18 protein-coding genes are annotated in these 13,729 nt (G+C 64.9%); 8 read left to right on the top strand and 10 right to left on the bottom strand.

Annotated elements, in window-relative coordinates; genetic code table 11:
* Positions 1-12: 12 nt before the first annotated feature.
* The gene (locus tag ACQR1Y_RS27730; protein ID WP_035644382.1) at positions 13-303 is read right to left on the bottom strand and encodes a DUF4282 domain-containing protein; all 291 of its coding nucleotides are present in this window, start codon (positions 301-303) and stop codon (positions 13-15) included.
* Positions 304-524: 221 nt separating this feature from the next.
* On the opposite strand from ACQR1Y_RS27730, the gene ACQR1Y_RS27725 reads away from it, so the two are divergent.
* From ACQR1Y_RS27725 to ACQR1Y_RS27715, 3 genes are all read left to right on the top strand, one after another.
* The gene (locus tag ACQR1Y_RS27725) at positions 525-986 is read left to right on the top strand and encodes a MaoC family dehydratase (RefSeq protein WP_434878858.1); all 462 of its coding nucleotides are present in this window, start codon (positions 525-527) and stop codon (positions 984-986) included.
* Entirely contained in the window at positions 986-1,465 is a 480-nt protein-coding gene (locus ACQR1Y_RS27720; protein WP_434878859.1) for a MaoC family dehydratase, read from the top strand. The genes ACQR1Y_RS27725 and ACQR1Y_RS27720 overlap by 1 nt, the downstream gene beginning before the upstream one ends.
* A 109-nt stretch (positions 1,466-1,574) precedes the next feature.
* Complete coding sequence (locus ACQR1Y_RS27715) at positions 1,575-1,724, top strand: hypothetical protein (RefSeq protein WP_434860593.1); 150 nt, start codon at positions 1,575-1,577, stop codon at positions 1,722-1,724.
* A gap of 351 nt (positions 1,725-2,075) precedes the next feature.
* Here the strand turns inward: ACQR1Y_RS27715 and ACQR1Y_RS27710 are convergent, their stop codons facing one another.
* From ACQR1Y_RS27710 to ACQR1Y_RS27690, 5 genes are all read right to left on the bottom strand, one after another.
* Positions 2,076-2,492, bottom strand: coding sequence for a hypothetical protein (locus ACQR1Y_RS27710; RefSeq protein ID WP_434860522.1), 417 nt, complete (start codon positions 2,490-2,492; stop codon positions 2,076-2,078).
* Between the two features lie 151 nt (positions 2,493-2,643).
* Complete coding sequence (locus ACQR1Y_RS27705) at positions 2,644-3,567, bottom strand: hypothetical protein (protein ID WP_434878860.1); 924 nt, start codon at positions 3,565-3,567, stop codon at positions 2,644-2,646.
* A gap of 133 nt (positions 3,568-3,700) precedes the next feature.
* Positions 3,701-4,141, bottom strand: coding sequence for a nuclear transport factor 2 family protein (locus ACQR1Y_RS27700; protein WP_434860520.1), 441 nt, complete (start codon positions 4,139-4,141; stop codon positions 3,701-3,703).
* A 202-nt stretch (positions 4,142-4,343) separates the two neighbouring features.
* On the bottom strand, positions 4,344-4,607 hold the full coding sequence (locus ACQR1Y_RS27695; RefSeq protein WP_434860519.1) for a hypothetical protein: 264 nt from the start codon (positions 4,605-4,607) through the stop codon (positions 4,344-4,346).
* Between the two features lie 114 nt (positions 4,608-4,721).
* Positions 4,722-5,168, bottom strand: coding sequence for a nuclear transport factor 2 family protein (locus tag ACQR1Y_RS27690; protein ID WP_434860518.1), 447 nt, complete (start codon positions 5,166-5,168; stop codon positions 4,722-4,724).
* Positions 5,169-5,449: 281 nt separating this feature from the next.
* On the opposite strand from ACQR1Y_RS27690, the gene ACQR1Y_RS27685 reads away from it, so the two are divergent.
* The 5 genes from ACQR1Y_RS27685 to ACQR1Y_RS27665 all read left to right on the top strand — a co-directional run bounded on the left by ACQR1Y_RS27685 (position 5,450) and on the right by ACQR1Y_RS27665 (position 7,815).
* The gene (locus ACQR1Y_RS27685) at positions 5,450-5,707 is read left to right on the top strand and encodes a hypothetical protein (RefSeq protein ID WP_434878861.1); all 258 of its coding nucleotides are present in this window, start codon (positions 5,450-5,452) and stop codon (positions 5,705-5,707) included.
* 149 nt (positions 5,708-5,856) lie between these two features.
* On the top strand, positions 5,857-6,249 hold the full coding sequence (locus tag ACQR1Y_RS27680) for a hypothetical protein (protein ID WP_434878862.1): 393 nt from the start codon (positions 5,857-5,859) through the stop codon (positions 6,247-6,249).
* A 477-nt stretch (positions 6,250-6,726) separates the two neighbouring features.
* Positions 6,727-7,011, top strand: coding sequence for a hypothetical protein (locus ACQR1Y_RS27675; RefSeq protein WP_434860515.1), 285 nt, complete (start codon positions 6,727-6,729; stop codon positions 7,009-7,011).
* A gap of 227 nt (positions 7,012-7,238) precedes the next feature.
* Positions 7,239-7,451, top strand: coding sequence for a hypothetical protein (locus ACQR1Y_RS27670; RefSeq protein ID WP_434878863.1), 213 nt, complete (start codon positions 7,239-7,241; stop codon positions 7,449-7,451).
* 163 nt (positions 7,452-7,614) lie between these two features.
* Complete coding sequence (locus ACQR1Y_RS27665) at positions 7,615-7,815, top strand: SEC-C metal-binding domain-containing protein (protein ID WP_434878864.1); 201 nt, start codon at positions 7,615-7,617, stop codon at positions 7,813-7,815.
* A gap of 374 nt (positions 7,816-8,189) precedes the next feature.
* On the opposite strand, the gene uvrB is transcribed toward ACQR1Y_RS27665, so the two are convergent.
* The 4 genes from uvrB to ACQR1Y_RS27645 all read right to left on the bottom strand — a co-directional run bounded on the left by uvrB (position 8,190) and on the right by ACQR1Y_RS27645 (position 13,681).
* Positions 8,190-11,570, bottom strand: a complete 3,381-nt coding sequence (uvrB, locus tag ACQR1Y_RS27660) for an excinuclease ABC subunit UvrB (RefSeq protein WP_434878865.1) — start codon at positions 11,568-11,570, stop codon at positions 8,190-8,192.
* 523 nt (positions 11,571-12,093) lie between these two features.
* Complete coding sequence (locus tag ACQR1Y_RS27655) at positions 12,094-12,276, bottom strand: hypothetical protein (RefSeq protein ID WP_434860512.1); 183 nt, start codon at positions 12,274-12,276, stop codon at positions 12,094-12,096.
* Positions 12,277-12,478: 202 nt separating this feature from the next.
* Positions 12,479-12,691: a hypothetical protein gene (locus tag ACQR1Y_RS27650; protein ID WP_434860511.1), complete on the bottom strand. Its 213-nt coding sequence runs from the start codon at positions 12,689-12,691 to the stop codon at positions 12,479-12,481.
* A 66-nt stretch (positions 12,692-12,757) separates the two neighbouring features.
* On the bottom strand, positions 12,758-13,681 hold the full coding sequence (locus ACQR1Y_RS27645; RefSeq protein WP_434878866.1) for a LysR substrate-binding domain-containing protein: 924 nt from the start codon (positions 13,679-13,681) through the stop codon (positions 12,758-12,760).
* Positions 13,682-13,729: the final 48 nt, after the last annotated feature.

Below are 13,729 nucleotides of genomic sequence, written 5' to 3'. Positions count from 1 at the left end.
GCTTGGGGGCGGCTACATCCGCCCCTGCTCACGGATCGCGCCGAGGTGCTCGTTGATGCGGAAGACGATCAGCACGAACTCGGCGATGATGCGCGAGAACACCATGCCGACGATGATGCCGGCGAGCGAGGACAACAGCATCAGGAAACCGCCGAACGGGCTGATCGCCATCTCGGAGAGGCCCGTGAAGACGCCGCGAATTCCGGAGAGGATGATCAGCACGATCACCAGCCAGTAGAACGTCTTGATGATGGTGGGCGTGATGAAGCGGTCCCACTGGAACAAGTCGCGAAATTCCAACATCCTGATCCCCCAGCACCTTCCGAATCGCAACGCGCGTCTGTCTTTAAGTCCTGCTCGAATCCGGCGCCAGACGACATCAGCGGCGGCCGAACTCAGCCCGGTATCAGGCGCCTTCTGGCGCTCTCTTACGACCGGACCGGGCGTCAGCCATGCGAGCGGCCCGGTTGTGATTGCTGCAAAGTGCGGCCACAATCGGGCTTCTTTCAGCCATTCCCGCCCCCATGACCCTCACCTTCGAAGATTTTCCGCAAGGCCATTTCGGCAGCTTCGGCCCGCGACACGTCACGCGTGACGAGATCATCGCGTTCGCCTCCGAGTTCGATCCGCAGCCGATGCATCTCGATGAAGAGGCCGCCAAGCAGTCGATGCTCAACGGCCTTTCCGGCTCGGGATGGCATCTCTGCTCGCTGATGATGCGCATGATGTTCGACGGCTTCATCGGCCGCACCGCCTCGCTCGGCTCGCCCGGCGTCAACGAGGTCCGGTGGATGTCGCCGCTACGGCCGGACGACGAGTTGATGCTCGATGTCGAGGTCGTGGAAGCGCGGTTGTCGCGCAGCCGTCCGTCGACGGGCATCGTCACCTTCAAATGCAGCGTGCGCAACAAGGCCGGTGAGCGGCTCTGCGAGATGGTCTCGCCGATCATCGTCGAGCGCCGAGCGGCCGGCGCGGAGGTGGCGTAATGCGCTTCTTCGAGGATCTTGAAGTCGGCCAGCGTCGCGAACTCGGCTCCTACACGTTCACGGCCGAAGACATCATCCGTTTCGCGCGGCAATTCGATCCGCAGCGCTTCCACCTCGACGAGGAGGAAGGGCGCAACTCGTTGTTCGGCGGGCTGGCGGCGTCGGGATGGCACATCGGCTCGGTCTGCATGAAGCTGATCGTCGCCGACAATCAGCGGCTCGCCGAACTCGCGCGCTCGCGCGGCGAGCCGGTGTCGGTCGGTGGACCGTCGCCCGGATTTCGCGAACTGCGCTGGCTCAAGCCGGTGCTCGCGGGCGATACGATCACCTTCTCCAGCGAGATTGATTCGCTGCGCGCCTCGGCCTCGCGCCCGCGATGGGGCATCCTGCAAGCGCGCAATACCGGCATCAATCAGCGCGGTGAGCTGGTGTTTTCGGTACTCGCATCGGCATTTGTCTCGCGACGGAACAACCGTTGAGGCGAAAAGGTCACGCTCGATAGGATTGTCGGGGCGGAACGAACTTCGCGCTAACGCATTCTGAACCCGGACTCTATAAGACAGCCAATCAGGGATCAGGATGTGGGGGATGAGTATGGCAGATCGCAGCGGTCTGAAACTCCTCGGCTTTATCTTTGCCAGCGTGACGCTCGCGGTGATGCTCGCGACGGGAATGGTCGTGAAGGGCTATGCCGATGGCTCTTACTCGCTGGAGACGTCGGCCTCGATCGAAGAGTGACGTCCTTAAGTAGTTGTTAACTACGACGAAGACGACAACCGTCTTCGTGCCGGCGGTCTAGCGGCTCCAGATGAGCACAAGCACCGCCATTGCAATCACCAGCAAACCGACGAACCGAACCATGATGATCCCGATCCGCTGAGGCTGTGGCCGCAGCGGGATGGGATCGGTGTTATCAGGTCGGATCGTTTCCATGAAAATGACAGCCCTGCATCGCCTGGTCCGCCCCGGGGAGGGCAGGGGTTGGTCGCGGGGCGGGCAGGCCACGTTCAAAGAACGGCCGCTCAAAGCTGAAAACCGCCGCGCGATGGCTCGCACGGCGGTTCTCGTCCAACTTCGATACGCTGCCGCTCAGCTGCTGCGCAGCCCGTCGGCGGCACGCTTCCACTGGGTGACGTTCTCGGCGATCGCCCGGGTCGACTTCATCGCCGCCTGGCTGAGCTGGGCGTAGCTCGCGATCTCGCGCTGAACGCGCTGACCCTCGGCATGCAGCAGCTCGCGCAGGCTCTCGAGCTCGCCGATCAGGTTCTCGATCTCCGACAGCGAGGTGCCCGCAACGCGCTGGATCAACGAGGTGACGCTGTTCACTGCGGCATCCGCATCGATCGCCGGCTCGGCGGCTGCTGCCGCGGCATTGGGGCGGCGCAGATAGGCGATATCGTTACGAACGAAATCACGAATGCCGGCTTCGACTTCGGACACCGCCGCCAGATCCGTATCGAGCTCGGTTTCGGTTCCATCGATCTTGTCCGGACGACTGACATTCATCGGCTATTTCCTCAATTCGCGTTCAAGCGAGCGCGGTGTCCCCGCACGACGAAATTCTCAAAGCCTATCAGTGCGGCCAAATTGGGCCACACCGCGGCGAAGCTGCGGCGATCGTTCGATCATTCGTGGCGGGCTGCCGCAATCGTAAACGCTACCAGCTCCGCTTGAAACCCGCCGAAATGCTCTTGCTGGTGCCGCCCTGCGGCGTTTCGCCGATCGCGCCGGAGACAGTCAGGCCATCGGTGAGCTTCTGCTCGGCGCCGACCTTGCGCAGCCATTTGTCGTCATTCGACGACAGGGTCTGACCCGCCGTGACGCTGGTGCCGGTCTCGCCGATCGACAGCTTGGCCGACTGCTCGGTGTCGAAGCTGCGGCTGGTCTTGGTCGCCGCGCCCGGCAGCGCCACCACGCCCTGCTGAGTGACGTTGTAACCATTCTGCAGGGTCAGATTATAGTGATCGATCGGCACCGCCTTGGTGATAGTGGTGCCGAGCCGGCCCTGATCCGAGCCGGGATCAACCCGCGCTTCGATCGAGGTCTTGTCCCAGATCGAGCCCGCGCCCGGCGCGGTGACCGCGGCCCAGGCCGAGCCGCCGGATTGCGGCGTGCTGCCGCCGTTCTCGGCCTTCTCCGCTAGCAATTCCGACATCGTGGTCGGCTGCCGCGCGACCGTCATATCGGCGCCGACGCGCGCGTCCCAGAACGGCGACACCGACTGCTTGACCGAAACACCCGAGGCGAGATTGCCCTTGTTCTGGTTGGACCAGTCGAGCGCCGCGGCCTTCTCGGCCGCCTTGCGCTTCGCGGCAGCGGAGGCTTCCGGGCGGTCGAGGAAAGTGGTCTCGTCGATCGCCAGCTGACTCCAGTCGAGCTTGTCGACGTCGATGTCCTTCATCGGATCGGCTGCCGCGACCTGCTCGTCAGGCTTGTCCTCGTCCTCCGCCGGCGCGATCTGCTGCCAGGGCACGATCTGCATCGGCTGCGGCGCCTGCATCAGCGACTGCGCCTGCGCGGCCGACGCAAGTAGCCCGAAGCCGGCCGTGAAAACCGCCAGCGCGCAACCGTAAGATGTCATGAGAGCAACCCCCGCCGCCCGAACCTGTGTGCCGGAATATGGTGGAATCTTGGCGCAAAATTATGGCTGCGCCAGTCACGATGTGTTGGGTTGTCGGTGAGTGTGACTGCAATCCAACAGCCGTCGCGCGGGGTCAGGCGAAGCTGCCGATCCGCGGCAGATCGATCGGACGACCGAGCGTCTGCTCGACCAGATCGAAGGTGTCGATCAGGATGCGGGCCCGCGACAGCCTGCCCTCGCGGAATTGCAGGAATTGCGCCAGCCGCGCCGTGATCGGCTTGTCGGAATCCTGCGTCGTCATCGCGCAGCGGACCATCGTCGCCGCGCCGCTGTCGTCCAGCATCAGGGTCTCGCGATCGAGCCTTCGAATGCTGACATTGGCGGCGATCTGCCTGACGGCCTCGATCACGGCCTCCTTGCCGCGCCGCGCGCCGAGGAACGGAAACATGTCGATCGGTCCATAGATGGCCCAGTCGATGTCGTCGTCGAGCGCTTCGGCAAAATCGTCGAAACGGCGTTCGTTGATCGCGGCGTGCAAAGCGCGCGACAGACGCCAGAGGCTGTGCTCCGTCATCGGCTTCAGATCCTGAACTGGCTTGCGGGGGCGGCCCCTCTCTCGGCGACGTCACAGCGGACGTCGCGCCGGGGCGCCGAATCTATTCTTGTCTATCTCTTGGACCCTCCACATAAGCCAACCACCTCCGCGAGCAAGGGGCGTTTTTGCATTGCACAAATGCACGCCACTGCCCGATCGCTGGCAGGAAGGAAGCGGTCCGTCAGTACTCGTGCGGCATCCGCTGCCGCGCCACCGCCACTTCCTGATCGCGGAAGGCGGCCATCCCGAACAGCGTGGCGCCGGCGAGGCCGCCGACCAGCGCGCCAAGCGGCATGAAGGTGAAGAACACCAGCATGCCCGCATAGCCTTCGAACTCGCTGGTGTTGAACATCTCGATCCAGGCCAGGCCAAGCCCGATTCCGATCGTGGCGCCGCCCACGACGCCCATCACCAGGCCTGCCAAGGCCAAAAATGCGATCTTCATGTCGTCAACGCCCCCGTCTCCGCACCCGCTGATGGGGTGTGGGGCGTGCGCACCAGGTTCAACGCAACGGCGCAGCCGTCGGTGACGTTTCCGTGAACGCCAGAGATTCCGGCTTCAGGGCCGCGAGGCACCTGCGATCACCAGGCGGCTGAGATCGCATTCCAGCACCTGCTGCACCAGATCGTAGGTATCCATGATCTCGCGGATGCGGGTGATGCGGCCGTCGCGCAGCGTGTAGAAGGCGGCGATGTCGTATTGCACGATGCGGTCGTTGTCGCGCTTGCGCAGGAAGATGCGGAGATCGGCGGCAACCTGGTCCCCCTCGCAGATCAGCGTCTTGATCTCGTGCCGGACCTCGGAATAGCGGTTGCGCGCGGCTTCCCACATCTGCCGTACCTCGGCCTTGCCGCGGCGGCCGCCAAGATGCGGAAAGATGTCGATCGGCGCCGAGGCGAAATGTTCGACGTCGTCGCTGCAATGCGCCAGAACGGCGTCGAAATCGCCGGCCGCGTGAGCCTCGAGCAGCTTGCGGACCCGCTGCTTGTTGATGTGCTCGATCATCCTGTCTCCGTCGACGGGAAGGCGTGCGTCACTGCCGGACGTCTTGCTGATATCGGCCCTTGGCCGTCAACCGTCAGCGTCGCCGGACTCAGGCAGAATACGCGGGCAGGGTGAACGGATGCTTGGCGCCAGCCGATCGACGCGATCGGTTTTCAAGCCGTAGGTCATGCGACGCGATCAAAAGGTTCGCGCGAGAGTCCTTGCGGGCTCGCATGGCAGTTGCGCACGGGAACCGCGGCGCCCGCTTCGAAGTTGACGGGTATCATTTCGGGAGCTCGATCATGAAGACCATGCTGGCCAACTCTCTTGCCAAGTCCGTTGCCATGTCCGTCGCGGCGCTTGCGCTGTTCTCCGCCCCGGCCGCCGAGGCCAAGGGCTGCATCAAGGGCGCGATCGTCGGCGGCGTCGCAGGCCATTATGCCGGCCATCACGGCGTGCTCGGCGCAGCCGCCGGCTGTCTCTATGGCCGTCATCGCGCCAAGGAGCAGGAGCGTCAGCAGCAACAGCAGGGCCAGGTCAACGGCCAGGGTCGGACGTAGTTGAGGTCGTTGTGCTAACTTGACGGATCAATCCGTCAAGGCGCGCGGCGCGGCTGCGTGACGAGTCTCACTGTCCGGCCGAGGCGCTCCGGCTACACGGGAGCGGTCTGGTCTTCAGAGGAAGACCGCCGCAACCGGATGATCAAGCCATGCTCGCCGTCTCGTCCTCCAGCTCCGTCTCGCCCAAGGCGTCGTCCCTGAATCTGCTCGAAGGCATGCTGCTGACGGCGCTGTTCCAGGCCATTCCGACCTATGCCGGCGCGGCCCTCATCCTCAAGGTCGCTCACAGCACTGCGCTGCGTCCCGGCATTATCGGCTTCGTTGCCACCGCGACCATCATCCACGTCCTGATGACGTCTGCTTTCGGCCCGCGCTATCCGCGTGTGCTCAAGCAGGCCTATGCGGCCGAGTTCTACGACCCCACGCTCGGCCTCGCCGACAAGGTGCTGCGCTGGCGCACCCAGCCGGAAGGCTCGCTGCAACTGCTGGCCTCGACCGTGATGCTGGCGCTGCTCGCGGTGGCCGCGCTGGCGGTGGGGTGAGGCGGCGTCAGTTTCCATACCCTTCAACGTGTCAAACAGCCCGCTCCATCCAACTTGATCGCGAGGCGGAGCGCAGACCTTGCAGCCAACTCCATTGTCATTCCCCGCGAAGGCGGGGAATCCAGTACGCCGCGGCCCATCGATCTATCACAGCCGCCGCGGCATACTGGATCGCCCGGTCAAGCCGGGCGATGACAGCGGCGTGCGTGGCAATCAGGCCGCTCCACACTCCGTCATTGCGAGCGTAGCGAAGCAATCCAGAATCCTTGCGCGGCCCTGGATTGCGTCCGCCTTCGCTCTGCGAGCTACGGCGGACACGTCGCTGCGCTCGCAATGACGCGGGGTGTCTGTCGTTACTACAGACAGCATCTGCAGGTACACCTCCGCGATCTCGCGGCGCGTTTTGCGTCCGAGCTTTGATCTGATCTCCACCCTTCACGTGAAGGGCGCAGGGAAGGCCGGGCGCTGGCCGCGCCCGTGGCCCGCCTGCAGAAAAGAAAGCAGGCGGCAGTCACCACAGGTCTGGCCGAACACACCCGGCCCTCCCTGCGCGATGGCTTTACGACTTATACGTGGTCTCCCTGGTGCGCCGGGCTTGTTGGCCACCATGGCGACAATGCGCTCGCGCGCCTTGCGCTGGACACCAGCATCGGGGTGTCAGGACCGCACGATTTCGCCGTGCGCAACGAACCGTTCGTCGGCGCGGCCGAAGCCACGCTGCGATCCGCTACGCCCATCGCCTTCCGCTGCCGACGTCCGTGACGACCGCGATACGTCCCCTCCGACGCAACGGAATGGGCGGAGATTAATGCTGATTTGGCGAAGTCGCCAAGCGGTTTATTTTCGTTGGAAGGGCTGGACAGGTTTCCGGAAGCGCGGACTGATTTGCCCGACGAGCGTGCGATCGTGCCTCGGCCGCTTCTCTGGGCCGCCCGGTTGATCTAGGATAAACCGTACTGATCGACCGATCTTCCTCGTTGGTACGCTGCATGCGTTTTTGGCGCCAGGACCCGCTCTACGATTATTGGAAGTACGGCTGGGGTCTCGTCTTTGCACTGATCTATCTGATCGGCGTCGTTGCTTTCCTGCGTCACGCGTGGCGAGCTCGATCGGAGGACATCACCTACAATTGGCGTCGAGTCGCCGTGTTGTTCCTGACGATCGGCCTGATCATCTACCTGGTGTTTATCGTCCAGGTCTGAGCGCTGCGGTCTCGCCCTCGTGACCTGAAGGACACAGGCGAGTCTCCCAATGGGCGTGCCTGCGGCCGGGTGGCTTTCCAGCATCCATCCAAGCTGCTAGCAAAAAAGCGGCGCGGCAATCAGGCCACGCATCAAACGATGGAGGCCATCATGCGCAAGATCCATGATCTCGACAACCTCCCCAGCTTTCAGCGTCACGCGTAAGCGGCGGAATTCCTATCCCTCAGAGACGCATGTGAAGCGCGGCCGGCGGTTCGTTCACGGCGACGTCGAGCTCAGCGAGAAGCTCGGACGCAACGATCTCTGTCCATGCGGCTCCGGACGCAGGTTTCAAGGTCTGCTGCATGAAGTCCGGACGCCATGACGGCGTCAATCGCGACGACTATTTTCAGGGAGTAGGGCGGCCGGCGGTGCTGGGGAACTGGCACGCGACTCCGATGGACCTCGGATCGGGCTACGCATCTGCCATGCCCCTCACCCGGATTGCATCTCTGATGCAATCCGACCTCTCCCCGCAAAGGGCGGGGAGAGGTTGCACCGATCGTGTCGAGAGAGAGGATGCGCCAACGACTTGATGAGCGCAACGTCCGACCTGTGACCATCGTTGTCGGCCGCGCTGACAGTGCGCTCCCTCTCCCCGTTCTTCACGGGGAGAGGGTCGGGGTGAGGGGCAGCCGCACGGGCGGTATGAGTTGTGAGTTCGTCGCTGCCAGCTTGCGGGCGGTGCGATGGGCAGTTCTATCGCTTCTTCCACCCGCCCCGCTTCCCCGGGGCGCCACCCGTCGAGCGCGGCGCCGGGCCGAACTCAGGGCCGGACTCGCGAGAGTTGGTCGGCTGGATGATCTTGCTGCTGCTGCCGAAGGGTTTGGGCGGCAGCTTGGCGTTGGGGCGGTAGGGGAGGGATTCCGGGCCGTGCATCTCGTCGAGATGGGGTTTGTGGACCTTCGAGCCGGACGGAGTCCCCGTGGGGCGCCCCTCACCCCTACCCTCCAAGGGCGAGCTTGGCTCGTCCCGACCCCGTGAAGGACGGGGAGAGGGAGCCGAGGCACCGCCGTCGCGGTCGGAAGAGCCAATGAGATCGCCGATCGAGGGCGCCAGCGGGTCGCGCTCGCGCGACTTCGCGCCGCCGCGCGCGGACGCGCCGCGGCCCTTCAGCGCCGTGGTCGGCAGATTGGCGGCGTCGCCGTATTTCTTGGCGCCCGCGTAAGCCCCCGCCTTGTCTTGAACCGTGCGCTGCTTGGCGGTGGGGTCGTCGACGACCGCGAGCTCGGTGGCGCGCAGGCGTTTGACCTCGTCGCGGAGGCGGGCGGCTTCCTCGAAGTTCAAATCGGCGGCGGCCTCGCGCATGCGGGTTTCGAGATCGGCCAGCACGGCCTCGAAATTGTGGCCGATCGAGATGACGTCGTCGGTGGTGGTGCCGCCGCCGGTTTCGATCAGCACGTGGTCGCGCTCGTAGACCGAGTTGAGGATGTCGCCGATCGACTTCTTCACGCTCTCCGGCGTGATGCCGTTGAGCGTGTTGTACTCCATCTGCTTCTCGCGGCGGCGCGTGGTCTCGGCCATCGCGCGCTCCATCGAGCCGGTCACCTGGTCGGCGTAGAGGATGACCTTGCCGTCGACGTTGCGCGCGGCGCGGCCGATGGTCTGGATCAGTGACGTCTCGCTGCGCAGGAAACCTTCCTTGTCGGCGTCGAGGATCGCGACCAGCGCGCATTCGGGAATGTCGAGGCCCTCGCGCAACAGGTTGATGCCGACCAGCGCGTCGAACGCGCCGAGGCGGAGGTCCCGGATGATCTCGATGCGCTCGATGGTGTCAATGTCCGAGTGCATGTAGCGGACGCGGATGCCCTGCTCGTGCAGATATTCGGTGAGATCCTCCGCCATGCGCTTGGTGAGCACCGTGATCAGCGAGCGATAGCCCTTCTGCGCGGTGGCGCGGACCTCGCCGAGGAGATCGTCAACCTGGGTGCGGGCGGGCCTGATATCCACGGGAGGATCAATCAGGCCGGTCGGACGGATGACCTGCTCGACGAACACGCCGCCGGCCTCGTTGATCTCCCACGCCGCCGGCGTGGCCGACACCGCGACCGTCTGCGGCCGCATCATGTCCCACTCCTCGAAGCGCAGCGGGCGGTTGTCCATGCAGGAGGGCAGGCGGAAGCCGTATTCGGCGAGCGTTGCCTTGCGGCGGAAGTCGCCGCGGAACATGCCGCCGATCTGCGGCACCGTGACGTGGCTCTCGTCGGCGAACACCAGCGCATTGTCCGGCACGTATTCGAACAGGGTCGGCGGCGGCTCGCCGGGCAGGCGTCCGGTGAGGTAGCGCGAGTAGTTCTCGATGCCGGCGCAGCTGCCGGTCGCCTCCATCATCTCGATGTCGAACGTGGTGCGCTGCTCCAGCCGCTGCGCCTCGAGCAGGCGGCCCTGCGCGTGCAGCTGGTCGAGCCGGATCTTCAGCTCATGTTTGATCGACTTGATCGCCTGCACCAGGGTCGGGCGCGGGGTGACGTAGTGCGAGTTGGCGTAGACCTTGATGAACTCCAACTCGTCCTGCTTGTGTCCGGTGAGCGGATCGAACTCCTCGATATTCTCGACGGTGTCGCCGAACAGGTTCACGCGCCAGGCGCGGTCCTCGTAGTGCGCCGGGAAAATGTCGATGACGTCGCCGCGGACACGGAAGGTGCCGCGGGTGAAATCGTGTTGCGTGCGCTTGTATTGCAGGGCGACGAGGTCGGCGATCAATTGCCGCTGGTCGATGCGCTCGCCCTTCTTCAGCGCGAAGGTCATCGCGGTGTAGGTCTCGACCGAGCCGATACCGTAGATGCACGACACCGAGGCGACGATGATGACGTCGTCGCGCTCCAGCAGCGCGCGCGTCGCGGCGTGGCGCATGCGGTCGATCTGCTCGTTGATCGAGGAATCCTTCTCGATATAGGTGTCGGTGCGCGGGACGTAGGCCTCGGGCTGGTAGTAGTCGTAATAGGAGACGAAGTACTCGACGGCGTTGTCGGGGAAGAAGCTCTTGAACTCGCCGTAGAGCTGCGCCGCGAGCGTCTTGTTCGGCGCCAGGATGATCGCCGGGCGCTGCGTCGCCTCGATCACCTTGGCCATGGTGTAGGTCTTGCCGGAACCGGTGACGCCGAGCAGCACCTGCGTGCGGTCGTTGCGGTTGATGCCCTCGACCAGTTCCTTGATCGCCTGCGGCTGGTCGCCCTTCGGCTCATAGGCCGACTTGATCTCGAAGCGGACGCCGCCTTCGGACTTCTCCGGGCGCGGCGGGCGGTGCGGGGTCCAGACCTTCAGCGAGCCGTCGTTCTTGCGGAACTCGGGGCGCCCTTCGCGGATCAGGGATTCCAGGGCTTCCGCGGTGGCCTTGACGCCGAGCGCCTCCATCTTGCTGCGCGGCGGGCGGGCCAGGGCTTCCTCGTCGTCCTCGGCGGTCGGCAGGCCGAGCTGGCGCGCCAGCTCCGGATCGAGGGTGGGGATGGTGGCGGAGGTGCCGAAATTGGCCTGGGGGGCTTCGGCGAAGCCGGGATACGGCTCGCTTTCGTCTGTCGTAGCGGGACCTGCCTCACCTTGCACAGCTGCGCTCCCTCCCCCTGTGTGGGGGAGGGCTGGGGAGGGGGGTGTTCCGGAACGAGCTGTTTCCGGGGCGTTCTTCTCCACCTCTCCTCGAGGGGAAGAATTTGGGGGGCGGCCGTGAGCAGCGTCGCTCGGGGTACCCCCCTCCCCAGCCCTCCCCCACAAGGGGGGAGGGAGCGCAGCGTCGGGCTGGGCTGATGCAGGTGACTTGCCGACGGCCGAACGCCCCCCGACGGGCTGCGGATTCGGCCGCAGCGGCATGCCCCGAGCGGCATCGCCCGTCGCCACATCCGCGCTCTTGCCCTTGGTCGATGCCCGTGCGCGGTGCGCGGCGGCTTCGCCGCCGCTGCGGCGGTCCCAAGAATTGTCCGGCGGCGGCTTCAATCCGGTGGAGGAACCGATGCCGCTCTCGCCGCGGTTGATCGCGGGGTTCAGCAGTTCCGCGAGCGCGGGCGCGATCGGCTGCACATCGGGGCGATGCGCTTTGGATTTCGGGGTACGGCCGGGCTTTTTGGGGGTGTCGGGGGTCTTCGCCATGGCCCGAATATGGGACCGAAGGGGGCGACATGAAAGAGCGATCGGGCCTTGTCACCAGCCCTGCTGACAGCATGGTGGCAGCAGGCCGAACGATCCTGGCATGATGGGATGGCATCACGCTTTCATCGCCGCCCATCGCCCGGATCATCACGACGGCAGGCGCTGCGATCTCGGTCTCACCCTCCCCTGGAGGGGGAGGGTCGATCGCGCGCGAAGCGGGCGAGCGGGGTGGGGTGAGCCGTGGAAACCGGTGCGAGTGGAGAGATTACCCCACCCCGGCTCAGGCGCGCCTCGCGCCCATGAGCCGACCTCCCCTTGAGGGGAGGGTGAAAGCGGGGCTGACGTTGAAACTGCGCGCGCTATGGAATCGGAAACGTACGTAAGGCGAGCGCGCCGCGATGACGCAAAAGCAAATCACGCTGTCGATCGCGCCGGCACAGCAACCAATCGATGAAGCGCCGAGCGGATCAGCCAGCGTGACGTGTGTCGATGGTCGCTGGGGCCGTGATCACCGTGTCGGCGATCAGTGCTTGGTCGGCTGCTCGACGATATCGAGATGCACGCCGTGGCAGGCGACGCATTGCAGCGCCCAATATTCGGAACCGCCGCGGCCATTGATGACGCTCAGGATGCTCAGCTCCGCATCGCAGTCCGGACATCGCGTACGCACGGAATAAGTGAGGTGTTTGACGGCAGGCTCAGCCATGAATTGCAGTCCGCATTACGAATATACTCGGCATTTCGAATTGGCGTTTCAATGTCGCCTTTGAGCCAACTGGCAGCGGAGGTGGACTCATTGAGACTTCACTCTCTGAGATTGTTTCACGCCGCGCTATCCGTCTTTTCCCGGGGGTGGGTCGATATCCTCCGTCGTGTGCCTCGAATGACGACGCATGCGCTTGCGGAGCTCAGCCCCAACGCTTGCGGAAACGGTCGATGTGGCTCTTGGCATCGGCAACGGCCATGTCCGCATCCGACCATGCGAAGCCGACCTCGAGCGATGGGAACGACACGCCATTGATCACCACCGGAGTCATGTCTGCGCGGCGAATCCGCGCGTGCCACAAGCCGCGTCCCGCCTCGAACGGCTCGATGGCGAAATCCTCATACAAGTACGTCATTGCGCAGTCCTGGATGTCCCGAACGGCAACGACAGCATGAATTGGTCCAGCCATATGTGAACAGGTTCACACACTGGCGTCTTTTTTCATCGCCTCCTTTCGTTGCGAATTCCGTGCGGCGGGCTGTCCGGCCGCGCGCATGATCCAGCGCCGGAACGCCGCGAAATCGCGTTGTCCGGCCTGGAAATGCCGGTACACGAGATACCAGCGCTCGCCTTTCGGGACGGTCAGCGCGAACGGTGCAACCAGACGTCCTGCGGCAAGGTCGTCGTCGATATAGGGACGGATGCCCATGGCGACGCCGAGGCCGTCGATCGCGGCCTGCAATGCGTGGCCGTAATATTGAAATTCGGTGCCGCGTGCGCTGACGCGCGAGACACAAGCGGCCTTCAACCATAGCGGCCAGTCCTCCGCCGCATGCGACACCCGCAGCAGGCTCGGGCCCTTGAGATCGCTCGGCCGTTTCAACGTCGCGGCGAGCCGCGGCGTGCACACCGGCACCAAATCGGCGGCGAACAATGGCTCGGCGACCAGGCCCGGCCAGGCGCCGTCGCCGAGCTTGATGCCACAGCTCCAATCGTCGCCGAACGGCACCGCCGCGCCGCCGGTGGTGATGCGCACCTCGATGTCGGGTTCCTCGGTGCTGAAATCGGCCAGCCGCGGGATCAGCCATTTCATCGCGAAGGTCGGGCCGACGCCGAGCGTCAGCACCCGCATCGACGACGGCGCCATGATCTGCGCGGTGAGACTCGACAGCGCATCGAAGATCGGCGTCAGGCCGCTCTGATAGGCGCGCCCCGGCGCGGTGAGCGCGAGACGGTTGGCCTTGCGCTCGAACAGCACCACGCCGAGCCGCTGCTCCAGCAGGTTGACCATGCGGCTGATCGCGGCCGCCGAGACGTTGAGCTCGCTGCCGGCCGCGGCGAAGCTGCCGGTCCGCGCCGCCGCCTCGAATGCCTTGATGCCGTTGAGAAACAGGAGCCGCCGCATGTTGCCCTCAGGAAAACTGATGGAGGGCAAGATAACCCCGTTTGTGCT

The organism is Bradyrhizobium sp. HKCCYLRH3099 (assembly GCF_051167855.1).
Classification (GTDB): domain Bacteria; phylum Pseudomonadota; class Alphaproteobacteria; order Rhizobiales; family Xanthobacteraceae; genus Bradyrhizobium.
Note: the sequence above shows the minus strand (reverse complement) of the source record. Positions and strands in the feature narration are given on the sequence as shown.